We start from the raw sequence: 24,105 nt of genomic DNA, 5'->3' as shown, positions 1-24,105 counted from the left end.
GGGCATGGGGCATGGGGAATTGGGAATTGGGAACAACAGTCAACTAACAACTGACAACAGTCAACTAACAACTGACAGCAGCCAACAGTCAACAGCCAACAGTCAACTGACAACTGACAAAAAATGATTTCTATCCAAAATCAAATTGTTTTCATTACGGGTGCGAGTAGCGGTATTGGAGCAGCCTGCGCCAAGATATTCGCGAAAGGTGGAGCCAAACTAATTTTAGCAGCCCGCCGTCTGGAAAAGCTCGATCGACTGGCAAGCGAACTTGTAGAGGCAAAATTGGTCGCATCGGCGAACGATATTTATTTGCTAGAATTGGACGTGCGCGATCGCCCGCAAGTCGAATCAGCGATAATTGCGCTCCCCGATGCCTGGAAAAACATCGATATTCTGATTAACAATGCCGGATTGAGCCGCGGTTTAGACAAACTGCACGAAGGCAACTTTCAAGATTGGGAAGAAATGATTGATACCAATGTGAAAGGCTTGCTTTACATGACTCGCTACATCGTACCGGGAATGGTCAGCCGAGGCCGCGGCCACGTAGTGAATATCGGCTCAATAGCAGGCCGCCAAGCTTACCCGAAAGGTAGTGTTTATTGCGCTTCCAAAGCAGCGGTGAGAGCGATTTCTGAAGGGTTGAAACAAGACCTTTTGGGAACAGCGGTGCGGGTGACGGAAATAGAACCGGGTTTGGTGGAAACAGAATTTAGCAATGTCCGGTTTCACGGCGATTCAGACAAGGCGAAGAATGTCTATCAAGGACTTACACCTTTGACGGCGGATGATGTAGCCGATGTAGTATATTTTTGCGCCACGCGATCGCCCCACGTCAATATTAGCGAAGTCTTGCTAGTTCCGACAGACCAAGCTACCGCAACTCTGGTTCATCGAAAAGAGTTTTGAGTTTTCAGCGGTAAGTTTCCGGATGGCGATGGAATTCTCAGGAAGCTTAATTGGTAGATGCACCCTGATTAATTAACTCCCGACCAATTTTGGCCGGGTTTTTTTTTGAGCGATCGCACATCCAGCCATAAATTCCCGCAAATTTTCCGAAACTGTCCCGAAAGAGGTGGGGTGCTACCGGAGACTCAATTAGTAGATGCACCCTGATTAATTAACTCCCGACCAATTTTGGCCGGGTTTTTTTTGAGCGATCGCACATCCAGCCATAAATTCCCGCAAATTTTCCGAAACTGTCCCGAAAGAGGTGGGGTGCTACCGGAGACTAAATTAGTAGATGCACCCTGATTAATTAACTCCCGACCAATTTTGGCCGGGTTTTTTTTGTCGATCGCACTGGATGGGCAAATTCCCGCAATTTTCCGAAACTGTCCCGAAAGAGGTGGGGTGCTACCGGAGACTAAATTAGTAGATGCACCCTGATTAATTAACTCCCGACCAATTTTGGCCGGGTTTTTTTTGAGTGATCGCACATCCAGCCATAAATTCCCGAAATTTTCCGAAACTGTCCCGAAAGAGGTGCGGTGGTATCGGAGACTAAATTAGTAGATGCACCCTGATTAATTGACTCCCGACCAATTTTGGCCGGGTTTTTTTTGTGTTAAGGCTGATGCTGAAAAAATTTGAGGTGAGTTTCCGGATTCCGCTGGAATTCTCAGGAAGCTTAGTTGGTAGATGCACCCTGATTAATTAACTCCCGACCAATTTTGGCCGGGTTTTTTTTTGTCGATCGCACCGCCAAAAATTATCGCAAATTCTGCCAAACTTTCCTGAATGAGGTGCTGTCTGGCCGGACATTAAATTAGTAGATGCACCCTGATTAATAAACCCCAGCCAATGAAGGCCGGGGTTTTTTTTGATCGAAAGCTGGATTAGTCGATCGAGCTACAAGACTTCAAAGGACTGCACCTCAAGCACCGGGCCGATCATCGCAAAAGTCATCACATCCTTGCGGACTATACCTTTGACACTGACTTTTAAACCATCTTTTTTCAAATCAGAAGGAGCATCCTTAAGTTCATAAGTTTCTCCATCTTCGCCAACCAAAGCCCAGGTACCAGGGCCTAATCCTTGGCGTTCAATTTTGCCTTTGACAGTAATACTCATGCTGACTGCGCCTCTGTTTTAAGTGCCAAATGTGCCAATCCAAAACACAATAAAGCATTGACAATTAAGAATGTTTGTGCTATTAAACCAGTTCCCAATCCCCAGACTGCGGGAGAGATCACAGCATTCACTGCTAAACAGCTAGCAAAGCCGATCGACATTGCGATCGCAATCCACTTCCACTGTTGATGTCCCAACAGCAAAACAATCAAAATCCCCGGAATCAAAACACTAGCAAACAAGGGATTCAGCATACTGCTACCGTTAATTGCACCGCCGAGTTCGGGAATAGAACTGCCCATGATTCTCATCGGCCACTGCGGCAAGTCAAATACAAACAAGTTGCGGAGGAAAAAGAACCCAGAACTTCCAGCCATCAAGCCGCCGGAAAAGCCCCAAGTCCACTGGAACGGAAAATAATTCCGCATAATGAAAGCCAGCAGGTAAGAACCGAGCACCATTGCAATTTTTGGCAACAGGGCGACTGCACCGCCGTCGATCCAGAAGCGAGGGTTGAGATAGCCGTTATCGCGCACCCAGCGGAAGAAATCGCGGAAGTTGATTTGTCCGCGCTGGGCTAGCTGAACTGCTGCGCCTGCGTCTAGGTGTCCCGAACCAAAATGGTTTAAGGGGTCTTCTGTGACATTTCGCGAGGACTGCAAGAGTATGCTGCGAATTTGGTCTGGTTCTGTGATACCGGAGGCTTTAATCAGGGCTGCAACGCCGGCGACGTGGGGAGCAGCCATGCTGGTGCCTTGGTAGCCTTCAAAGATTTCGGCGCCCGTTTCTGGGTCGATCGTACTTTGGAGAATTTTGCCTAGTTCAGAACCACCGGGGGCTGAAATGTCAACACCCGCGCCGAAATTGGAATAACCAGCTTTTTCGTCGTTGGGGCCGAGGGCGGAAACGCCGATGACGTGGGGATAGCGGGCGGGATAGGATGCCGAACTGTCGCCGGAGTTGCCGGCGGCTGCGATGATCACAACGCCTTTAGAGTGGGCGTAGTCGATCGCTTCTTCCATTAATTGACTTTCGCCGCCGCCGCCTAAACTCATGTTGATGACATCTGCGCCGTTATCAGCAGCAAATTTAATTGCTTCGGCAATGTCGGAAACTGTACCGCCGCCGCTGCCGCTTAATACTTTCAGCGGCATTAAAGCTGCTTCGTAAGCGATGCCTGCGACGCCGTAGTTGTTGTTAGTTGATTGGGCGACAGTACCCGCGACGTGAGTGCCGTGGCCGTTGTCATCGTAGGCTTCGGCGCGATCGTTTACAAAGTCGTAGCCCGGTACAAATTTGGTTTCTTTTAAGTCGGCGACGGGAGTAATGCCGGTATCAATTACCGCTACTGTTGTGCCGCTGCCTTTTGTTTCGTTCCAAGCCGATTCTACGTTGATGCTGCGGAGATTCCACTGCTTGGTATACATGGGGTCGTTGGGAATCTCGTAAGCGCTGTAAATGTAGTTCGGTTCAATGTATTCGGTATCTTTAGCCAACTTTGATTTTCTCAGGGCGTTTAGCAAAGTGCGATCGCCCTTGACAACATACACATTATCCTCTTTAGAAAACTCACTGTTGAGTTGCGGTGCGATTTGGTACTGCTGGGCGAGTTCTTCTACTCGTTTTGCAACCTCAGGATTACCGATATCTTCGCGGAAATCCAGCACAATCGAGTCGTAAGTGCCTTGAGTAGCAAGTCCTGGGAAATTAGAAATTGCCCAGCCGAGCCCGATTAAAAATAAGCACAGAAGGAAAATTTTTTTCATTGCCGATCGTCCGTTGAGGGAAGGCTTGTTCACCACAATAACCGAATTTTCACTGCGATCGCCAGTTTTCTGGGTTGTGGCTCAGGTCAAACTCGCGGGCGGGCGTTTGGTGTGTGGTGGCGGTGGCTGCCCGCGCGATCGCAAATTGGTATAATTTCTAGTTTAAATTGCCGAGCAAGTTTGCAGAGTTCAATCAATTGTATTATTAGAGTAGATGGCAAACAGAACAAGCGAGTTTTTTTAATCCAAAGCACAGGGGATTTAAGCCCCCATCTTTAGGTAAATTGTTTTTAGGCTGGCGCTTAAATCCCCAGCTTAAAAACTTCACTGTCAACTGTCAACTGTCAACTGTCAACTGTCAACTGTTAAAAGGATATTGCATGGAAAGAGGTTTAATGTGGCTGCCACTGCTGGCAATTTTTATCGGGATGGCTTGGGCTGGATGGAACGAGTATCAAAAACTGGAAGCTTATCGCGTCTGGGCGGAACAATTCGCTAAGGCAAAGTACGATATTTATGCTGTACTCGGTCAGCAAGAAGATAGTTTAACTTGGGGAAAGCCTACTCGCAGCGGGCCTGTGAATTTGCAAACTTTTTCTTTGAAAAATGTACAGTCGCTGCGGTTGTTAGTCAACTCTCAGCCAGTTGATTTAGAGTCGCCACCGAATTCTGGAAGTGCGATCGTGCTAGAGTTTTTGTTGAAAGATGCTGCGGCGGTGCAGGTTCCTTTTACCGAAATTCCTCTAGCGACTAAATGGGCAAAGTATTTGCAGCAGGAATTGCAGCGCTTCCTCTGAAATCATCCAATCAGCACAACTTCTGAATCATTTTGTTTTGACTAATGACTGATGACTGATGACTAATTACCAGAAAGAATTGGTTTAAAGCCGGAACCCTTGTAGAGAGAAATTAAAATCAGACTATTCATTACTCCAATCCTCTTCCTTCCAGGTAGAGGTAACAGTCAACAGTCAACAGTCAACAGTCAACAGTCAACTGAATTACCAGTCTTCGCTACCCAACCTGCGGCCCGCTAAAGCCCGCACTTGCTCGTCTGCATCCGTAACTGCGAGCGATCGCACCAGCGGCAAAGTTTCCGCATTTTCGGGATAATGTTCGACAATTGCTTCGAGTGCTGTAAACCGGGGATTGTAAGCAAAAGAACCTGTGCGATTGCAGGGATCGGTAAGAGCTCTCTGGCGCAAAAACTCAAACATTCCCGGTTCGTCCTTCCATCCCCGGATTAACTCTACCAGGGCGATCGCCCGCACCTGAGAATCTTCATCCTGCGCGGCCCGAATTTTCAGCCACTCAAAAGTTTGAGGCTCATTTGTCCGCCCCCGCGCTAACTTTTGCAAAGCGATTTGTCTGAGGGCCGGACTCTCATCGCCCTCTGCTTTAGCCTCCAGAATCCGCAAAGTTTCAGCACCCGAAGGCCAGTTGCGAGCGAGTTCCTGCACCGCCACTTCCCGCACCTCCTCATCTCCAGCATCAAGCTGAATTTTCAACCAAGCCAAGGTTTCCGGCTCTTCTGGCCATCCCCGCGCTATCTCTCGCACCAGCACGCTCAGCAAGTGAGCATCCCGTTCCGACTCCGCCAGTTGTTTGAAAAAAGGCAGCGTCTCGCCCCGATGCCGCCAGCCTCTTGCTATCTGTTCCACCGCAGTTTCTCGGACGTTGATGTGTCTGTCTGATTCAGCCAGATTTTTCAACCACTCAAAGACTTCGAGACTGGCTGATGGTAAAGTGGCTGCGGCTACAACTACCACTTGCCGCACAGTCCAATAATCGTCTGAGGCAGCAATTTTTTGCAGCAGGGGCAATGTATCGGGGCTGTCGGGCCAACCTGCGGCAATCTGTTGCAGGGCTATTTCGCGCAGTTCGGCGTCGCGATCTCCCGTAGCTATATTTCGCAAAAAAGCCAGAGTTGCCGGATTAGATGGCCAGCCAGAGGCAATTCCTTGGACTGCTGCCTGCCGGACGGTGGAACTCTGGTCGGACTCGGCGAGACTTGTCAGCAGCGGGTAAATGTCTGGTTCGCCCGGCCCCTTTCGTGAGGCTAATTCTTCGATCGCTGCTGTGCGCACTTCTTCGCTGCTGTCGGAGGTGGCTAGGGTTTTCAGCAGTAAGCAAACCTCAGCATCGGCGGGCCAGCCTGCTGCCAATTCCCGCACCGCTACTGTTCGCAGGGTAGAACTTCCTGTGTGGGCAAGGTTTTTGAGCTGGGAGGCCGTGCCTAAAACGCTGTGCCAACCTCTAGCTATTTCTTGCCACGCTACGACTCGCACTCCCAAATTTTCGTCGGATTCGGCAGCGGTTCTCAGCAGCAGCAAGGTATCTGTGCGATCGCGCCAATTAGATGCCAACTGTTCCAGTGCACAGGTGCGGACTGCCGGACTGCGATCGGACTGAGCCAGGGCCGCCAGCAGTGGCAAAGTATCGCTGTTAGAGGGCCAACCAGAAGCCATTTCTCGGATGGCGGCCGATCGCACTGCCCAGTTTTGATCGAATTTGGCGAGGTTTTTGAGCATCAGGTAAATTTCAGGCTCGTCGGGCCAACCGCGGGCTATGGCTTTGACTGCTGTGGCCCGGACTTCGCCGCTGTCGCTGGAGTGTGCCAGTATTTTCAACCAGGGCAGCGTTTGCGGGTCGTTTTTCCAAGTTTGGGCGATCGCGGCGATCGATCGATAGCGAATTTGATAAGTTTCCTGCAATTCTTCAGCGCTTTGATAAAGAATTAGGAAAACCGTGCCGTATTGCGATAGCTTTTTTAAAGCGTTTAACAGTTTTTTTTCTGTGGTTTCATTGATACCATTTTTGACTTTTGACAGGCATTTTGCTGCTAAAAATAAATTAATAAATTTTTCTTGTTGACCGTTTTGACTGATCAAATATTCTATAATTTCGCCCGCTGTTTTTTGGTCGAGCTTAGCTGCGATTTCTCGGAGGAATTCGTGCAAAGATTCGTCTCGCCAGTGCTGGCCGAAAACTTGTGTTTTGAGTTGTGCCCCAGTCAATTGAGCTGTTTTGAGTTGTGCGTCGATTAACTCTGCCACTGTCTGGGGATTATTTTCGGAAACAAGTTTTTTTAACAACATACTGATATCCTACCCCCTAAAGTTTGTTTCCATTGAAAATCCGAAAGAAGACGCTCGCGGTTGAAACGGCTTCTACACACACAACACCTACTCGCCTGCGGGTTGAAGACCGAGTGGTTGAAATACGTTATCTCTCTCAGTTCGCTTGGCATGGACATCGTTTGACAAGAAGCGGTTTCAACCGCCGTCTGCATCTATATTTTATACCAAAACTACTGGCTCGATCGCCCCCAATGCAAAATCCGCCAGCACCGAATCGGAATGTTAGGTGTTGGCGGATGGATCTCGAACAATTGGGGCGTTGAATTTAGGTAACAGCTACTTGGACGCGATCGCCTGCCACCCGAACCCTAAAAGTCGGAATTGTTACTGTTTCATCGTCCAAACACTGCCCAGTAGCCAAGCTAAAATTCTGCTTGTAAATCGGAGAAGCAACTTTCAGAGTGCCACTGCGATCGCCCACAAGTCCCCGCGACAACACAAAAGCCTTACTAAACGGGTCGTAATTGCTCAAACCATAAACTTCATCCCCATTTCCCACCCGGAAAACTGCCACCTGTTGGCCGGCAACTAAAGCACAAACACCTGTATTCGGGGCGATCGCATCCAGGGAACATACATCTACCCAAGTTGTCACAGTTTCGGTAACTTGTAATGATTGAACCATTTTTTTTCCTGTTAATTAAATACAATTTTGAGGAGGCTCTGCCTCCGGGAATTCATTCCCAGCCAGAGCCTGGGAAAGAGATTTTCTTCAGTCCCTCGCTCGCTCGGACATCGTTTGTGTAGGGGCGGTTTCAACCGCCGACTCTAATCGGGGATTTTACTATTCCGAAACTCCAACCAGAGCCTTTTCATGCTCATAAGCAGGGCGAGTTTGTCCCCGTTCCTCAACACGAACAATACTCGGATCTGGCAAATCGGAATTCACAAAATGCTGGAATCGTTGCACCTTTTGCGGGTCTTCAATCGTCGTTTTCCACTCGCATTGATAAGTATTAACCAAATGTTCCATCTGCGCTTCTAGCTCAGCACAAATGCCCAGAGAATCCTCAATTATCACCTGTTTCAGGTATTCAATCCCGCCCTCAAGCTTATTAAACCATGTAGCAGTACGTTCCAGGCGATCGGCCGTGCGAATATAGAAGATTAAAAAGCGATCGACATACTTAATCAAAGTTTCCTGATCAATATCAGCCGCCAACAAAACCGCGTGCTGCGGCTTCATCCCGCCATTGCCGCACACATACAAATTCCAACCATTCTCAGTCGCAATAATTCCAAAATCCTTGCTTTGAGCTTCCGCGCATTCGCGAGTGCAGCCAGAAACAGCAGACTTGAATTTGTGAGGAGCTCGCAAACCGCGATATCGCAATTCAACCTCGATCGCCAAACTCGTCGAATCCTGCACCCCAAAGCGGCACCAAGTGCTACCAACACAAGATTTTACAGTCCGCAAAGCCTTGCCATAAGCGTGTCCCGACTCAAATCCCGCATCGATCAACCTGCGCCAAATTAGGGGCAACTGATCCACACGCGCCCCAAACAAATCGATCCGTTGCGCCCCAGTAATCTTAGTATAAAGCCCAAAATCCTTAGCAACTTCTCCCAAAACAATCAACTTATCCGGCGTAATTTCTCCACCCGGTACACGCGGAACCACCGAATAAGTACCGTCGCGTTGAATGTTTGCCAAATAGTAATCATTCGTATCTTGCAAACCGACATGAGACTTCTCTAAAATATGGTCATTCCAGGTAGAAGCCAGCATCGAAGCAACAGCAGGCTTGCAAATTTCGCAGCCCTTACCTTTCCCGTGTCTTTCCATCAACTCCTCAAAGCTTTTCAGCTCTTGAGAGCGCACCAAATGGTACAATTCTTGACGGGAATACTCAAAATGTTCGCAGAGGTGATTCTTGACTGCAAACCCGGCTTTCTTCATCTCCGACTTAAAGATATCCGTCACCAAAGGCACGCAGCCGCCGCAACCAGTACCAGCTTGAGTGCATTTCTTGACGCTGGCAACATCAGTTAAATTACTATCGCGAATCGCCTCACAAATCTGCCCCTTGCTGACATTATTACAAGAACAAATTTGAGCCGAATCAGGCAAACTCTCCACACCAAAACCCGCAGGTAATCCCCCTTCGCGCGGCGGCATCAACAAATCTTCAGGATGTGGCGGGAGAGCAATTTCATTTTGCATGAATTGCAGCAAAGTGCCGTAAGCAGAAGCATCTCCGACGAGAATTCCGCCTAAAATCCGGCTACCGTCTTGATTTAAAACTAATTTTTTGTAAATGCCTTGGAAAGTGTCAGCAACCACAATTTCTTTAGCATCAGGAGACTTGGCAAAAGCATCACCAAAACTCGCAACATCCACGCCCAAAAGTTTAAGTTTCGAGGACATATCCGCACCAGTAAAAGTGCTAGTGCCGTCATCCGCTGCACTGCCCAAAATATCGGCGGCGACGCTGGCCATTGTGTACCCAGGCGCGACTAAACCGTAGATGCGATTTTGATAAAGTGCACATTCGCCGATCGCATAAATATCAGAATCAGAAGTTTGGCAGCTATCATTAATCACAATACCACCACGTTCTCCTACTTCTATCCCAGAAGTTCTAGCAATTTCATCGCGCGGGCGAATACCAGCAGAAAACACAATCATATCCGTTGCCAATTCCGAACCATCAGCAAACAGCATCTTAGTAACTTTGCCATTTTCGCTGACAATTTCCGTTGTAGATTTGCTGGTGTGAACCGAAACCCCCAACTCTTCGATTTTGCTGCGAAGAATCGCGCCACCAACCTCATCAACTTGTACAGGCATCAGCCGCGACGAAAACTCAACTACATGAGTTTTCAATCCCATATTTTGCAGAGCATTCGTGCATTCTAAACCCAACAAACCGCCACCGATTACTACACCAATTTGGCAATTTTTAGCATGATCTGACATCGCCTCCAAGTCATCAATTGTCCGGTAAACAAAAGTTCCCGTAGCATCTTTGCCTTTGATGGGTGGCACAAATGGATAGGAACCTGTGGCGATTACAATTTTGTCGTAGGGAACCTCTAAACCATTGGCAGAAGTGACTGTTTTTTGTTCCCGATTGATAGCGACTGCTTTGTCGCCGATATGAATTTCAATGCCATTTTCTTGATAAAATCCTGGTGCAACTAGAGATAAATCTCCCGCTGTTTTGCCAGAGAAAAATCCGCTGAGGTTTACGCGATCGTAAGCAACGCGCGCTTCTTCACAAAAAGTAATTAAATTCCAGTCTTTGGCAGCATCCGAGCTTACCATTAACTCTAGGAACTTGTGACCTACCATGCCATTGCCGATTACAATCAGGTTTTTTTTGGCTGTCATTAGAATCTCTTTTATCTCATTTATCAGTCCTTGGCTTTATTAATAGAAGACTTTTTTGTAAATTTTTGTATGTATGGATACAAAAAATTAATTTTTATGCAATTCTTGAATGATTGCGATCGCATTTTTGCATGATGTCTGCTGACAGTGGACAGTGGACAGTTGATAGTTAACAGCGCCGGAGATTGTTCGCTAAATATCCACTGTCCAGTGTCAATCGTCAATTGTCCACTGTCAACTGTTATTGAGTTTTTGTTTGGTTGTTTTGATGATGCTGGTTAGTAGTTTTAGGAGTTATTTTAGGTCGTTTAAGATTGATTCGCTTTCTTTTGGAGTGAGATAATCGGTTTCTCGAAGTAGCAATATCCAGTATTCTGTTTCGTTGGCTTCTTTGAGGGCAATAGCTAGTTTATGAATAAAATCGGCTTTGCTTTCGGCTTGTTCGGCTTCTCTAACTAATGCACCGATAGCTGTTCCAGATCGTAGTAGTTGTTTCGACAATACATATTCTTTTTTATTGATAGACAAGTATTTATATAGGTTAACCGTTCGGAGGGCAAAGGCAAAAGATTTATTTTTTAGTGGTGAGTTATCAGTCATTGACAGTTGATAATTGATAGTTGATAGCACCAGATATTGTTCCCTAAATATCCATTATCCACTGTCAACTGTCAACTGTCAATGACTGATAACTGTCAACTGTCAACTGTCAACTGTCAACTGTCAACTGTCAACTGTCAACTGTCAACTGTCAACTGTCAACTGTTTAAGCTCCCATACCCGAATACTGCTTTAAACCCTGCCGCCACAGCCAGCGATTCCACACAAAAAACAGCGCACCCCAACCCAGCATCACCAATAAACCGCGGCCAATATCTACGGGTAATCCTATCAAAATTGAAGCGGGAAAATGAATTAAATAAGGAAACGGAGTCCACAAAACTACTTCGCGCACGGGTGCGGGAAACACTTCTAGTGGCGCAATAAGTCCCGATAAAAACAGGTAAATCAAAAACCAGAATTGTTCGATCGCACTTGCGCGCTCGATCCAAAAAGCAAACAGCGCAAAGGTATACTGGATCAGGAACCGCAAGCAAAAAGCCAAGACGAGAACCAACACAAACAACAAAAACCTGCCCAAACTCGGCAGCCAAAAAGCCTGCGGGTAAAGTGCAAAAAATAGCAGCACCAATCCGAATACAAAAGGCACCCTTGCAAACCTTTCGGAAACATGAGACGCGAAGTGATGCCATACTGGATCTAAAGGCTGCAACAACTTATTAGATAAAGTCCCTTGCACTACCTGTTTTTCAAACTCCCAAATCACCCATACAACATTTGTTTGTCTGACGATAAAAGCTGCTAAAAAGTAACGGGCAAAGTCGATCGAATTCAGCCCAAATTGCCCATTTTGAGCCGCTTGCATCCACACGCCCATCAAGATAAACGGCAAAGCTCCCGACAGAACCCATAAAAGCAATTCCGCCCGGTATTCGACCATATAAGCGTAGTAGGTAATCAGCAAAGTTTTAGCAATTCTGATGATTTTTTTCATAGAGCGTATCAAATCATGTAAATTTATACTTATATCGTGCACATTGAATTCCCGGCGATCGAATTCTGTCGATGGGTGGGGGCGGGTTTATTTATATTCTGGATGTGAATTACAGATTGTTTGTGAACCCGCCCCTACAAGAATTGTGGTTAATTTTATTCACCAAAGCGCTCGCATTAATTACACTTTTCCGGTGCGAAAAACTCGACCGATAACCTCTTCAATTGGCGGATCAGTAACAGTCAAATCTATTACTTCTAACTCCGCCAACATCTTCGAGACGCTCCCTGTTAGCTCCTCTCTTTTTACCAAAAACCGCACTGAATCACCTTCAATTGATTCTACCTCGCCGTAACCAAAAGCGCTATCTTTTGCCAGCGGATTAGCTAATTTTACTTGAACTTCCCGATAAGGTGCAAACCTGTCGAGCAATCCGTCCAAACTGCCATCATAAATTAATTGCCCTTCATGGATTAACAAAACGCGCTTGCACAAAGCAGTAATGTCAGCCATGTAGTGACTTGTCAAAAGCACCGTTGCTTGATAGCGTTCGTTATATTCTCGCAGAAATTGCCTGACACTAAACTGTGCGTTGATATCCAAACCTAAAGTCGGTTCATCTAAAAATAATACCTCCGGGTGGTGCAGTAGCGCCGCCATTAATTCAGCTTTCATGCGTTCCCCCAAAGACAGCTTTCGTACCGCCTGATTTAACTTGCCTTCTAGTGACAGCATTTCTGTCAATTCTCCGATTCGCTGCCGATAATCTGCATCGGGAATGCCGTAGACTGCGGCATTGATTCGCAGAGAGTCGAGCACGGGTAAATCCCAAATTAACTGCTGTTTCTGCCCCATGACTAGGGTGATTCTTTGCAGAAAATCTGCTTCGCGGCGGAAAGGAGTACGATCGCACACACTGACAGTACCACCAGACGGATAAATCAAACCAGTCAGCATTTTCAGCGTCGTTGTTTTTCCCGCACCGTTAGCGCCCAGAAACCCCACCACTTCCCCAGGTTCAATACTGAAAGAAACGCCCTCAACTGCTTTGATATTGCGGTAAGTGCGCTTAAAAAAGTGCTGCATAGTTCCTTTCAGTCCCGGTTCCTTAATCGCTACGGGATAAACCTTACTTAAGTCTTTAACTAAGATAATTGGCATTGGCTTAACTTTTAACTTTTATTTTAATCTGCGATTTTGCGATCGGCTTGTGCCAAGATGGAGATAATTGTAAGATATCCACGATCGCATTACACAAAATTTACAACTATGGTACTCACCCCCGATAATTCAGGCATCTCTCGTTTGGTAGGAGACAATTCTGCTGAAAATATTACACTTGCACCGGGACAACTTGCTAGTTTTCCTGGGGGAGTTTGGATGCTGGGCGGCAATGATACTGTCAGGGGCTCGTCAGATGCAGAACGGATTTTCGGCAACGATGGTAAAGACAGTCTGTTAGGCGGCGCCGGCAGTGATTCTCTTTATGGCGGCAAAGATGATGACGATCTTTTGGGAGAAACTGGTGACGATTTATTGACAGGGGATAGAAATAGCGATTTCCTTGATGGCGGTGCGGGAAATGATTTGCTACGCGGGGGACAAGGTGTTGATTTGTTAGTTGGCGGTGACGGTAACGATACTTTAATTGGCGACAGAGATGTGGATATTTACAAAGGTGGTGCTGGGAGCGATGTCTTTGTTTTTCGAGTCGATCAAGCGGGAATTAGATTGGTTGGGAATGAAGTTCCTGACGCGGTAATTGTGGATTTTGATAAATCTAGTGATTCGATCGGAATTAGTGCAGCTTTTACCAGCAGCAATATCTCTTTTGAACAGGTAAATTATAGCTTGAACGATCCGAGACTGCTGCTGATCGATCCTGCAAGTATATCGGGGGGAACGAGTTTGTTAGGCAAGGGTGGCATCTCGCAGCAAAGTCTCGATCCAGATGGCAACGGTCGTGTGGAAGCTACTAATATTAGGTTCGGTGTTACTAATGCTTTATTGGGTACTGTGTTGAATGTGACACCTGCGGATTTAACCGATCGTTTGGTTAATGCTAGTTCTTTGCTTTAATTGGTAGGTGTAGGGTGCGCAATGTGCACCGGCTTTAGTTATTATAGGGTGCGATCGAGGGCTGAATGTGAAGATCGCCTACTCAATAGTTTTCCCCCGAAGCGCTCTCTAAGATTAGTTAGCTACAAAGTCAACCGGTGCGCAGTGTACACCCTACAAACTAATGACTCATAACTAATGACTAATTACTCTTTGCCATTGCCCACTGCATCAAACCGGGGAATAATCGATAGGCTTCCGATGCAAAAAAAGCTGGGCCGACGGTAACTTCTGCACGCTGATTCTTGACAGCATCCCAGATAGCTTTAGCAATATCTTCCGGCTGAGAAGCCCAGTCAGATTTCAACATTTCGCTCATTTGTTGGCGGCGCAATTCGACTGCTGGTTCGTCTCGATCGCGAAATTGAGTTCCTTCCAAAAAATCGCTGTTGATCAAGCCCGGATGTACGGCGCAAACGTGAATACCTTGGGGCGCTAATTCCAATCGCAAACTTTCTGTTAAACCGGTTACTGCATATTTGCTGGCGCAATAAGCGGTCATTTGAGGCAAGGGCATTTTGCCGCCTATAGAACCCACATTGACGATTGTACCGGTTTTGCGCTCGAGAAAATGTGGCAAGATTTCTTGAATTGTGTTAACGCAGCCCCAAAAATTGGTATTCATTAATTGCTGCCAATCTTCGGAGGTGGTTTGCTCGATCGCCCCCGCAAGACAAATCCCGGCATTATTCACCAAAACATCAATGTTTCCGCACACATCTAGGGCTTTTTGGACGATCGCCCGCACTTGTTGAATGTCGCCTACATCCCCCGCAATAGGGACAGCGGAAGTGCCTTCACGCTGCACCTGAGACGCTGCTGCTGCCAATCTCTCTGGCTCGCGAGCCACCATCACCACATCGTAACCTTTGCTAGCAAATAACAGTGCCGTTGCTTTGCCGCTTCCTTGAGAAGCGCCTGTAATCAAAACTGTAGGAGCCATAGATAGTTATAATTTGTAAGTGAGGAGATTGTTTCCTGCTGTATTGGAACTATAACAGATGCCAAGTATTTTTGGGCGCGTTCTATATTAATAGTTTCTCTTGAATATAACAACTTTTAAATATTGGCGAGCGGGCTTTTAAAAACGAACCGCGAAGACGCAAAGGACACGAAGGAAAAGAGGAGAAGAGAAGGCAAGATCAACAGTAGAGTTGAATTGAATTCATTCCCTCGCTCTTCTTGAAACGCATCTGCGTTGATCTGCGTTGATCTGCCTTGCCTCTGCGATTGACCTATTCATCCAAAATTTATGCAATAAGTCTAGTTCAGAATTGTGCGAAAATTGCTATATAAATTTTATTTTCGGCAATTTCCAATTTCCCCTTACCAATTCTCGAACAAATGAATTTTCCTAAACAACCGCAGAATTGGTCGATCGCCCTATTGTTAATTATCGGCGTTTTGGCAGTCTCAACCTCTTCGATTTTAATTCGGCTGGCGAACATGGAAGCAGGCGCGGGCGGCCTCGGTTTCAGTCTGATACTCGCCGCATCTCGCTTGAGTTTGTCTTCCTTAATTCTGCTTCCGGCTTGGCAGAAAATTCAGTGGAAAGCCTTACAACCGGGAGCTCGGCGGTATGCTGCGGCGGCTGGTTTGTGTCTCGCCCTGCACTTTGCTCTCTGGATTACCTCACTTTCTTATACTTCGATTGCGGCTTCCACAGCCCTCGTCACCACAACTCCCGTTTGGATAGCGCTATTGTCGCGCTTCTGGTTTGGCGAAAAACTCAGCAAAATGTCGATCGCTGGCATTACTATAGCGCTTGCAGGCGGAATGGCGATCGCCCTGGGGAGTGGGGGCGCAGAAAGTGCCGGTAGCAGTAAACTCCTAGGCGATTTCCTGGCTCTGGCTGGTTCCTGGGCTGTCAGCTTGTACCTGCTGTTGGGGCGGGAAGCTCAGCGGCGAGGACTGGGAATTGGCGGTTATATCGCGATCGCCTATACTGTTAGTGCGATCGTCCTGCTCCCTCTCCCCCTCGCCTTCGGCATCAGTTATACCGGTTATCCGCACATTGTATATTTTTATATTTTGTTAACCGCCGCCTTGCCTCAATTAGTCGGCCACACCATTTTAAACTGGGCAGTAATGCAAATTTCCCCAACTATAGTAACTCTTGCCATCTTGTTTGAACCGGTAGCGGCGAGTTTTTTTGGTTATTTGCTGTTTCGGGAAGTGCCCGCGCCGGCGGTACTCGCAGGTGCTGCGATACTGCTGTTTGGCGTAGCAACCGCTACCCTCGGAGCTAAAAAAAGCACAGTCAACAGTTAACAATTCTCAGCCTTGCCACTACAGTTGGCGTGAGTCAGAATAAAAAAGATTAGATCTAAAAAATACAAATAAGTGGGTAGCATATAAATGAATGTAAAAAGCGTTTTTCAGTGCGAGCGTCTCCGCTGGCTTGTTTACATATCTAGCGAGCGGGGACGTTCGCACTCATACAAAAGCACCCATTGATACGCTGCCAATAACTCGTCATTTAAATATCCAATCAAAACTATCAAATGTCTGACTAATAACTAATAACTAATGACAATGACTAATGACTGATGACCAATGACTGATGACCACCCTTCGACTTCGCGAGCGGGCAAGATGACCAATGACTAATGACTAATGACCAATGACTAATAACTAATAATATTCGGGTGCCTTTCGGAGAATAAAATTATGCTACCAGAACAACTACAGCGCATCATCGGCTACTTTCTAGAAGAAGCCACAGAACACATTCAAATCATCGAACAAGGCTTGCAGGGCCTGCAAAACACCATGCAAGCTCCCCAAAGCATAAACCAGCTCATCCGAGCCTCGCACTCGATTAAAGGGGGAGCAGCTATGCTGGGATTTAGCAGCATTCAGCGCATAGCCCATCGCTTGGAAGATTATTTAAAACTGCTCAGAGAATGTCCGATCGCCATTGATAGCACACTACAATCGCTATTAACCCAAGTTTTTGATATTTTAGCAGCCCTCGTGTCCAAGGTTTCTAAGGGTTTTGGACTCAACCACGAAGACGCAAACCAGATGCTTTTCCTCGCCGAACCGGTTTTTGACGAACTCGATGCTTACCTGAGAGTGCTGATTCCTACTCGCCTGACTTTGAGAGCAGTAACCGACGAACACATTCACCTTTTCTCCGGTTACTGCACCTTTGCAGCGGAATTTTTCTCCGCCATTACGTCGCACGTCGGTTTGCTCGGAGGCAATATTACCCGCCACGAGTACGAAGGCGAGGGCATACGCCTTTATATTGACATTTACCTACCACCTTACACCAGGATCGAAAACATCCGCCAAGCTGTCGAACTTTCAGGCGCGATGATCGGGACTGTTCAGACGCAGCGTGACTTTTCGCTGCTGGCTGCCGATTATCCGGTTTACCGAAGTGCGATCGCCCGTCCCGCAATTTGCACCGGATGCCGCTACTATTATGGCAGAAGCGATGGCGGCCACCTGCTCAACTGCACGATCCATCCGGGCGGCCCCGAAGATGAAGAATGTCGCGATCACGAACCAGAATAACCAGTATAAAATTAGGACTCCGAACTAATATTTGGAACCAGGGAATACTTTAGTAAAAACTAATATTATCCCTGATATTTTTCACGTTTCTCGCTACCAATTTCTATCCTAGATCGCTAAAATTTTACTTCCTAAAATTCGTTAAATCCGTTACACAATCCGTTGCCGAACTTCCTTCCTTCTTCTCACAAATTCCCTAAAAGCTGATACCGCAACTCGAATTAATTGCATCATGCTGTCAGGATGCGCCACCGCCCAGATATTGATAGCCAGACAAGTGATTGCCATCGCTAACAAGATATATGTCGGAAGCATTACTACGCCGATCGCAAACCAGGTAAAAACGTGAAATAACATTGCTGTAGCCCAAAGACTGGCCACAACCACAGACGCCCAAACTTCGATTCGAGGTCGGTTTAGTCCTGTCAAAATCCCTGTCAGCAAAGTAGTCAGCAAGTTTGCCGGAACTAAAAAAGCACAGATACCTATGCAGTAGGTATGAGAAAACTCAGTAACTGTATTGAAGTCGAGCATCAGTCTAATTGTCGGGCCTGTTGGATATACTTAAATAGTTTAACGTGACTTGACTTTTATATCTTGTCACCCTTACCTTAACTTAATATTTTCGTCAGTCTGCCGGTCTGAAGACACATTTCTCTCCTCCTTTTTCTCCCTGTCAAAAGTTTACCACAAATATTAACTTTGTGAAATATTATTAAAACTAATTGAAAAATGGCAACAATTGCTGCAATAATTAAGATTGGGGAGCGATCGAATAGAAGAGCTAAGTTCGTAAAAAGATCTAGAATGCTGGGGCCAGTCGAGCTGCAACACAAGGGTAGGCTGATTTGCGACTCAATCATTTTCGACTCGCTGATTCTCAGATGAGATTATTGAAAAGCAAATTTGAACTCAAATCTCAAATCGATAGAACCTTCTCAAAATTTTACAGCGGGAAATAGACACAATGGATCGACAAATCACAATCCCAGCACTCGCAGAAGTTGACTTGACCAACTGCGACAGAGAACCCATTCACATATCAGGGCATATTCAGCCGCACGGCGTGCTACTTGTGGTGCGAGAACCTGAACTAGAAATACTGCAAGTCAGTGAAAATACGCAAGATTTGTTAGGCTTTGATGCCAAAAGTGCGATCGGTAAAAATTTGAGCTTATTATTCGATCGCGCTCAGCTCGAAAAATTCACTGCCTGTTTGGAAAAGGAAAACTTAAAAACCGTCAATCCCATTAAAGTGTCCGTCGAAAAAGCCGGCCAATCTTTAGAATTTGACTGCATTATCCACCGATTAGAAGGATTTTTGATGGTAGAATTAGAATTATCCACTACCACAGAAAATCTTTCGATTTTTAGTTTTTATCATTCAGTGAGATCCACTGTCAGCCAAATTCAAAGCGCCACAACTCTCAAAGATTTATGTCAACAAACTGTAAAAGAAATCAGAAGAATTTCCAAATTTGATAGAGTAATGGTCTATCAATTCGATCCCGATGGCAACGGCGCTGTCATCGCCGAAGACAAAACAGAAAACCTGACTCCTTTCTTAGGATTAAACTACCCCAGCACAGATATTCCCAAACAAGCAAGAAAACTGTATTCATTAAATTGGTTGAGGTTGATTCCCGATATTAACTATCAACCAGTTCCCCTCGTATCCGGCAACAATTCTATTACCAACGAACCTGTAGACCTCAGTTTTTGCGTATTGAGAAGCGTTTCTCCCATTCACATAGAATACCTGCAAAATATGGGCGTGGCAGCTTCGATGTCAATTTCATTAATCAAAGATCAAAAACTGTGGGGATTGATTGCTTGCCACAACTATACACCAAAATACCTCAACTATGAAGTGCGCGCCGCCTGCGAATTTATCGGACAAGTAATGTCCTTAGAACTGCAATCAAAAGAAGGAAACGAAGACTACGACTATAAACTTTATTTAAAATCCATTCAAACCAAGATTTTTGAAGACATATCCACCGCCGAAAACTTGTCTGAAGTGTTCGGTAAATGCCAGCACAATTTGCTGGAAGCAGTCAACGCCCAGGGAGCAGCAATAATATTTGGAGAAAATTGCTATCTAGTCGGAAAAACACCTCAAGGAGAATCTCTCAAATACTTAACTAAGTGGGTGCAAACAAACCTCACAAAAGAAATATTTTATACAGACTCGCTGATCAAATTTTATCCAGAAGCTGAGGGATTTAAAGAGACAGTCAGCGGGTGTTTAGCCGTAGCAATATCGCCAATTCAAAAAATATATGTTTTGTGGTTTCGCCCGGAAGTAATTCAGACCGTGAATTGGGCTGGAAACCCCAAAAAACAAGTTGAAATAGATGAAGATGGCAGCCCCAGACTGTCTCCTCGCAAATCCTTCGAGCTGTGGAAAGAAAATGTGAGTTGCCAATCATTGCCTTGGAAACAATGCGAAATAGAGGCAGCATTGGAATTTAAAAAAGCAATGATTAATATAGTGCTGCGCCAAGCAGAAAAACTCAACAAATTAAATACAGCATTAGAAGCATCAATCGCCAGAGAGCGCGAAAAAACGGCTCATTTAAAAATAGCGATGTCAGAGCTTCAGCGCGCGCAAACTCAGTTGGTGCAAAGCGAAAGAATGTCAAGTTTGGGACAGTTGGTGGCGGCGGTGGCCTATGAAGTCACTAACCCGATTAACTTCATCTACGGAAATCTAACCTATGCCAACGAATACAGCGAAAAACTCATCAATTTATTGCAGCTTTACGCTCAGCACTATCCGTCGCCTTCGTCAGAAATTCAAGGAGAAATAGAAGCAGCAGAAGTAGAGTTTATAGTTGAAGACTTACCGAAGTTGTTGGGTTCAATGAAAGTAGGAGCTAACCGCATCCGCGAGATAGTTCAGTCGCTGCGAAATTTCTCTAGAATTGACGAAGCAGAGATTAAACCAGTTGACATTCACGACGGATTGGACAGCGCTTTGTTGATTCTGAGCAACCGACTCAAACCGAAGCCCGATCGCCCTGCAATTCATCTCATCAAAGAATATGGCTCTCTGCCTTTGGTTGAGTGTTACGCAGTTGAGATAAACCAAGTGTTTATGAATGTACTGGCAAATGCAATTGATAGCCTAGAAGATGCCTTTGTCAACAAGCACTTATCGTCGCACCGCAGGGGCAAAGAAGAGCCAGCCAAGAGCGGACAAATTCAGATTGTGACTGAAGTTTGTCCGGGAGAAAAAGCCGTAGCAGTTCGGATCAAGGACAACGGTTGGGGTATGGAAGAAACAGTCTGCAAGAAAATATTTGAGCCGTTTTTTAGCACAAAACCGGTGGGTAAAGGTGCAGGAATAGGTTTGACAATTTCCCACGAAATTGTGGTAGAACAACACGGTGGCAAATTGATCTGCATTTCAGCCCCCGGAGAGGGAACCGAGTTGATTATTGAGATTCCCTTAAGCCAAATTCATCGGAAACCCATTGTCAAATGAAAAAAAGTGCGCTCATAGCCCAAATCCACAAATCGAAAATTCGATTAAAATACAAAAGCAGCTAAGTAGATTTGATCCCATTCTGAGGAAGCGACTGTGACAGAAAAAAATACCGCCCAATGGGATGCCGGCAGATTTGTCAAAACCTTGGCTTATTTCGGCGTTATTCCCTTCATTGGCAGCATTAGCTGGCTGCAACAACTGTTCGGAAGCAGCAGCAACCAGAAAAAAGACCAACCCAAACTCGTACTCGTAGCCGGTGCCACCGGTGGCGTGGGAAAGCGAGTTGTCAAGCGATTGCAACAGCGGGGATATCAAGTCCGCTGCCTTGTTAGAGATACAAAAAGAGCAACGGAAATTCTGGGCAAAAATGTTGAATTAGTCGAAGGAGATATTACTCTCGCCGAGACGCTAACGCCGTTAGTAACTGAGGGCATCGAAGCAGTTATCTGCTGCACTGGCACGAAAGTTCAACCTGTAGAAGGAGACACTCCAACGAGGGAAAAATACTATCAAGGCATCAAGTTTTATATGCCGGAAGTTGTGGATGTTCCCGAAATTGTGGAATACAAAGGTCTGAATAATTTAGTGCAAGCTGTTCGCAGCCAGCTTGTTAAAGCAGGCGAAAAAATCATTTTTGACTTCACAAAACCTACCCAAGATTTAAAAGAAACTTGGGGTGCTCTCGACGATGTTGTGATGGGCGGCACTAGCGAAAGTTCGATCGCACTTACGGACAGTACAGCCATCTTCACCGGCAATGTTTCCACCGCCAACTCCGGCGGCTTTGCTTCCGTCCGCACCCGAAACTTCGATTCTCCCCTCAATCTCGCAGGATTTAGCGGCCTCTTGCTGCGCGTCAAAGGGGATGGTAAGCGCTACAAGTTGATTGTGCGTAGCGAGGCTAAATGGGATGGTATTGGCTATTGCTATTCGTTTGATACTGTTTACAATACGTGGATTACTGTCACCGTTCCCTTCGATAAGTTAATTCCAGTATTCCGGGCAAAAACTGTCAAAGATGGCTCGAAATTTGATGCTAGTAGTATTTATTCTTTTCAGCTAATGCTGAGTAAGTTTGAATATGACGGCGGGCTGAATCCAAAATTTACACCGGGCGTTTTTCAACTGCAATTAGAATCTATTAAAGCTGATGGCGGGCAGAATTTACCGCAATTTGTGATGGTGAGTTCGGCTGGAGTTACGCGCCCTGGCCGCCCAGGACTTATTTTGGAGGAGGAACCGCCGGCTGTCAGGATGAATGATATGTTGGGGGGAATTTTGACTTGGAAGTTGAAAGGGGAGGATTGCGTGCGATCGAGCGGCATACCTTATACTGTTGTCAGACCTTGTGCTTTGACTGAAGAAGCGGGCGGCAAAGCTTTGATATTCGAGCAAGGAGACAATATTCGGGGTAAAGTTAGCCGGGAAGATATTGCAGAGTTGTGCGTACAAGCTTTGGAAGAACCGCAGGCTTGTAAGGTGACATTTGAGGTAAAAGAGGGGGAAAATTCTCGTTCTTCGGGAGATTGGGAGGGTTTGTTTTCTGGGTTGAAATAAGATAAGACGGCGGTTGAAGAGACGGCGAATTGAAGACGGCGAATTGAAGACGGCGAATGGAATTCGCGTCTACACAGACAAAACCCGCCTCCGCGGGTTGAAGAATCAGATAATACGGCGAATGCAATTACATTGTTTTCGACCGTCCGCGGAGGCGGACATCGTTTGTGTAGGCGCGGTTTCAACCGCCGTCTTATCTACTAATTACAGATTATTATGTATCTAAATTTCTTCCGACGATATTCGACGCCTTATTTGTTTTTGTTTCCGGCTTTGTTTATTTTGACTTTAACGGTTTTGTGGCCGGCGGTGCAAGCTTTTTATTTGAGTTTTACTAATTACGAATACGATTTAACTCAAATGCCGCAGTGGGTGGGTTTGAAGAATTTCGATCGCCTGTGGCGCGATCGCACTTTTTGGCAAACTTTGACCAATACGCTGCTGTATCTGATCTGTGTAGTGCCTATATTGGTTGTTCTACCGCTGGGAATGGCCATTTTGTGCAATCAAAAGCTGCGGGGGATGAACTGGTTCCGCGCAGCATACTACACGCCTGCGGTGATTTCGATGGTGGTCGCCGGGATTGCTTGGAAGTGGCTGTTTGCTGAGACTGGATTGCTGAATCAGTTCGGGGAATTGTTGGGTTTACCTCCGGTTTCTTGGCTGGCTAACCCGAAGGTGGTACTCTTTAGCGTGATGGCAGTTACTATCTGGAAAGGCTTGGGTTATTACATGGTAATTTATTTGGCTGGGCTGCAATCTATTCCGGCAGAACTTTACGAAGCTGCTGCGATTGATGGTTCGGAAGGTTTGCGGAAACACTGGGATATTACTGTACCGCTGATGAAGCCTTATTTAGTTTTGGTGGCGGTGATTTCGGCGATTTCTGCTACTAAGGTTTTTGAAGAAGTTTATATCATGACTCAGGGCGGCCCTCGCAATAGTTCTAAGACTGTTGTTTATTATCTTTACGAACGGGCTTTTAAGGATTTGGAAATTGGTTATGCTTGTACGATCGCCCTAGTGTTATTTTTGATGATTTTGGGTTTGTCGATTCTGCAAGTTAGCCTTCAGGGTTTGACTCGCAATGATTGAGAAGGAAGAAGGAAGAAGGAAGAGGGAAGAAGGAAGAAGGAAGAAGGAAGAAGATAAGACGGCGGTTGAAACCGCCCATTCTTCAACCCGCGCACCATCCGGGTTTTGTTTGTGTAGACGCGGTTGAAACCGCCGAGTCTCTTAAATATTAAGCCAAATAACCAATGACAAAGCTGTGAGATTTGGAGTAAGATTAAGTATGTCTCGCAAGTTTTGTCGGCCAACCCTACTCATCACCCCTCTAACACAACTAATTAACTTTCGTCAATAGCACAACTCCTGCAAATTGGCTGCAAGCCCTTTAACTTCACATTTATTAAACTATAGCAATCCTAAATCATTATCTACACTTATTATGATATAATTATATGCAATAATTGATTGTGACAATAAAAAAATGAATAACTTACAAATGCCACAGAAAGATATGGAAAAAGAAAGAGCGG

21 protein-coding genes are annotated in these 24,105 nt (G+C 46.0%); 10 read left to right on the top strand and 11 right to left on the bottom strand.

Features of this window, described 5'->3' with window-relative positions; genetic code table 11:
* Positions 1-123: 123 nt before the first annotated feature.
* The gene (locus K4039_RS23925) at positions 124-912 is read left to right on the top strand and encodes an SDR family oxidoreductase (RefSeq protein WP_265239014.1); all 789 of its coding nucleotides are present in this window, start codon (positions 124-126) and stop codon (positions 910-912) included.
* Between the two features lie 185 nt (positions 913-1,097).
* Here K4039_RS23925 and K4039_RS23920 read toward each other — a convergent pair whose 3' ends face one another.
* From K4039_RS23920 to K4039_RS23910, 3 genes are all read right to left on the bottom strand, one after another.
* Positions 1,098-1,442, bottom strand: coding sequence for a hypothetical protein (locus tag K4039_RS23920; protein ID WP_265239013.1), 345 nt, complete (start codon positions 1,440-1,442; stop codon positions 1,098-1,100).
* A gap of 412 nt (positions 1,443-1,854) precedes the next feature.
* Positions 1,855-2,076, bottom strand: a complete 222-nt coding sequence (locus K4039_RS23915) for a hypothetical protein (protein ID WP_265239012.1) — start codon at positions 2,074-2,076, stop codon at positions 1,855-1,857.
* Positions 2,073-3,842 carry a S8 family peptidase gene (locus K4039_RS23910; RefSeq protein ID WP_265239011.1) on the bottom strand — a complete coding sequence of 590 codons (1,770 nt, stop codon included), beginning with the start codon at positions 3,840-3,842 and terminating at the stop codon, positions 2,073-2,075. Before K4039_RS23910 ends, K4039_RS23915 begins: the two co-directional genes overlap by 4 nt.
* A gap of 25 nt (positions 3,843-3,867) precedes the next feature.
* Here K4039_RS23910 and K4039_RS23905 point away from each other — a divergent pair, with 25 nt between their 5' ends.
* A complete protein-coding gene (locus K4039_RS23905; protein ID WP_265239010.1) occupies positions 3,868-3,996 on the top strand; it encodes a hypothetical protein in 129 nt (42 codons plus the stop codon).
* Between the two features lie 226 nt (positions 3,997-4,222).
* Complete coding sequence (locus tag K4039_RS23900) at positions 4,223-4,639, top strand: hypothetical protein (RefSeq protein ID WP_265239009.1); 417 nt, start codon at positions 4,223-4,225, stop codon at positions 4,637-4,639.
* 204 nt (positions 4,640-4,843) lie between these two features.
* Here the strand turns inward: K4039_RS23900 and K4039_RS23895 are convergent, their stop codons facing one another.
* The 6 genes from K4039_RS23895 to K4039_RS23870 form a co-directional block, all read right to left on the bottom strand.
* Positions 4,844-6,940, bottom strand: coding sequence for a HEAT repeat domain-containing protein (locus K4039_RS23895; RefSeq protein ID WP_265239008.1), 2,097 nt, complete (start codon positions 6,938-6,940; stop codon positions 4,844-4,846).
* A gap of 307 nt (positions 6,941-7,247) precedes the next feature.
* The gene (nirD, locus tag K4039_RS23890; RefSeq protein ID WP_265239007.1) at positions 7,248-7,607 is read right to left on the bottom strand and encodes a nitrite reductase small subunit NirD; all 360 of its coding nucleotides are present in this window, start codon (positions 7,605-7,607) and stop codon (positions 7,248-7,250) included.
* Between the two features lie 159 nt (positions 7,608-7,766).
* Positions 7,767-10,316, bottom strand: a complete 2,550-nt coding sequence (gene nirB / locus K4039_RS23885) for a nitrite reductase large subunit NirB (RefSeq protein WP_265239006.1) — start codon at positions 10,314-10,316, stop codon at positions 7,767-7,769.
* A gap of 294 nt (positions 10,317-10,610) precedes the next feature.
* Positions 10,611-10,916, bottom strand: coding sequence for a four helix bundle protein (locus tag K4039_RS23880; protein WP_265239005.1), 306 nt, complete (start codon positions 10,914-10,916; stop codon positions 10,611-10,613).
* Positions 10,917-11,082: 166 nt separating this feature from the next.
* A complete protein-coding gene (locus K4039_RS23875; RefSeq protein WP_265239004.1) occupies positions 11,083-11,871 on the bottom strand; it encodes an ABC-2 family transporter protein in 789 nt (262 codons plus the stop codon).
* Between the two features lie 180 nt (positions 11,872-12,051).
* A complete protein-coding gene (locus K4039_RS23870) occupies positions 12,052-13,032 on the bottom strand; it encodes an ATP-binding cassette domain-containing protein (protein WP_265239003.1) in 981 nt (326 codons plus the stop codon).
* A gap of 108 nt (positions 13,033-13,140) precedes the next feature.
* On the opposite strand from K4039_RS23870, the gene K4039_RS23865 reads away from it, so the two are divergent.
* Complete coding sequence (locus K4039_RS23865; protein WP_265239002.1) at positions 13,141-13,950, top strand: calcium-binding protein; 810 nt, start codon at positions 13,141-13,143, stop codon at positions 13,948-13,950.
* A gap of 181 nt (positions 13,951-14,131) precedes the next feature.
* Here the strand turns inward: K4039_RS23865 and K4039_RS23860 are convergent, their stop codons facing one another.
* Positions 14,132-14,932 (bottom strand): SDR family oxidoreductase, encoded by an 801-nt coding sequence (locus K4039_RS23860; protein ID WP_265239001.1) that lies wholly within the window; start codon positions 14,930-14,932, stop codon positions 14,132-14,134.
* A gap of 401 nt (positions 14,933-15,333) precedes the next feature.
* Here K4039_RS23860 and K4039_RS23855 point away from each other — a divergent pair, with 401 nt between their 5' ends.
* Together K4039_RS23855 and K4039_RS23850 are read left to right on the top strand one after the other, a co-directional pair.
* Positions 15,334-16,260 carry a DMT family transporter gene (locus K4039_RS23855; protein WP_265239000.1) on the top strand — a complete coding sequence of 309 codons (927 nt, stop codon included), beginning with the start codon at positions 15,334-15,336 and terminating at the stop codon, positions 16,258-16,260.
* A 399-nt stretch (positions 16,261-16,659) separates the two neighbouring features.
* Positions 16,660-17,514 (top strand): Hpt domain-containing protein, encoded by an 855-nt coding sequence (locus K4039_RS23850; RefSeq protein WP_265238999.1) that lies wholly within the window; start codon positions 16,660-16,662, stop codon positions 17,512-17,514.
* A gap of 150 nt (positions 17,515-17,664) precedes the next feature.
* Here K4039_RS23850 and K4039_RS23845 read toward each other — a convergent pair whose 3' ends face one another.
* On the bottom strand, positions 17,665-18,048 hold the full coding sequence (locus K4039_RS23845; protein WP_265238998.1) for a hypothetical protein: 384 nt from the start codon (positions 18,046-18,048) through the stop codon (positions 17,665-17,667).
* A gap of 433 nt (positions 18,049-18,481) precedes the next feature.
* On the opposite strand from K4039_RS23845, the gene K4039_RS23840 reads away from it, so the two are divergent.
* The 4 genes from K4039_RS23840 to K4039_RS23825 all read left to right on the top strand — a co-directional run bounded on the left by K4039_RS23840 (position 18,482) and on the right by K4039_RS23825 (position 23,786).
* Positions 18,482-21,004, top strand: a complete 2,523-nt coding sequence (locus K4039_RS23840; protein WP_265238997.1) for an ATP-binding protein — start codon at positions 18,482-18,484, stop codon at positions 21,002-21,004.
* Between the two features lie 96 nt (positions 21,005-21,100).
* Positions 21,101-22,564, top strand: coding sequence for a CIA30 family protein (locus K4039_RS23835; RefSeq protein ID WP_265238996.1), 1,464 nt, complete (start codon positions 21,101-21,103; stop codon positions 22,562-22,564).
* A gap of 216 nt (positions 22,565-22,780) precedes the next feature.
* Positions 22,781-23,659, top strand: a complete 879-nt coding sequence (locus tag K4039_RS23830; protein ID WP_265238995.1) for a carbohydrate ABC transporter permease — start codon at positions 22,781-22,783, stop codon at positions 23,657-23,659.
* Entirely contained in the window at positions 23,652-23,786 is a 135-nt protein-coding gene (locus tag K4039_RS23825; RefSeq protein WP_265238994.1) for a hypothetical protein, read from the top strand. Before K4039_RS23830 ends, K4039_RS23825 begins: the two co-directional genes overlap by 8 nt.
* The last annotated feature ends 319 nt before the right edge of the window (positions 23,787-24,105 follow it).

The organism is Lyngbya sp. CCAP 1446/10 (assembly GCF_026130175.1).
Taxonomy (GTDB): domain Bacteria; phylum Cyanobacteriota; class Cyanobacteriia; order Cyanobacteriales; family Microcoleaceae; genus Microcoleus.
The sequence above is the reverse complement of the archived record's forward strand: the minus strand, read 5'-3'. Positions and strand labels throughout refer to the sequence as shown.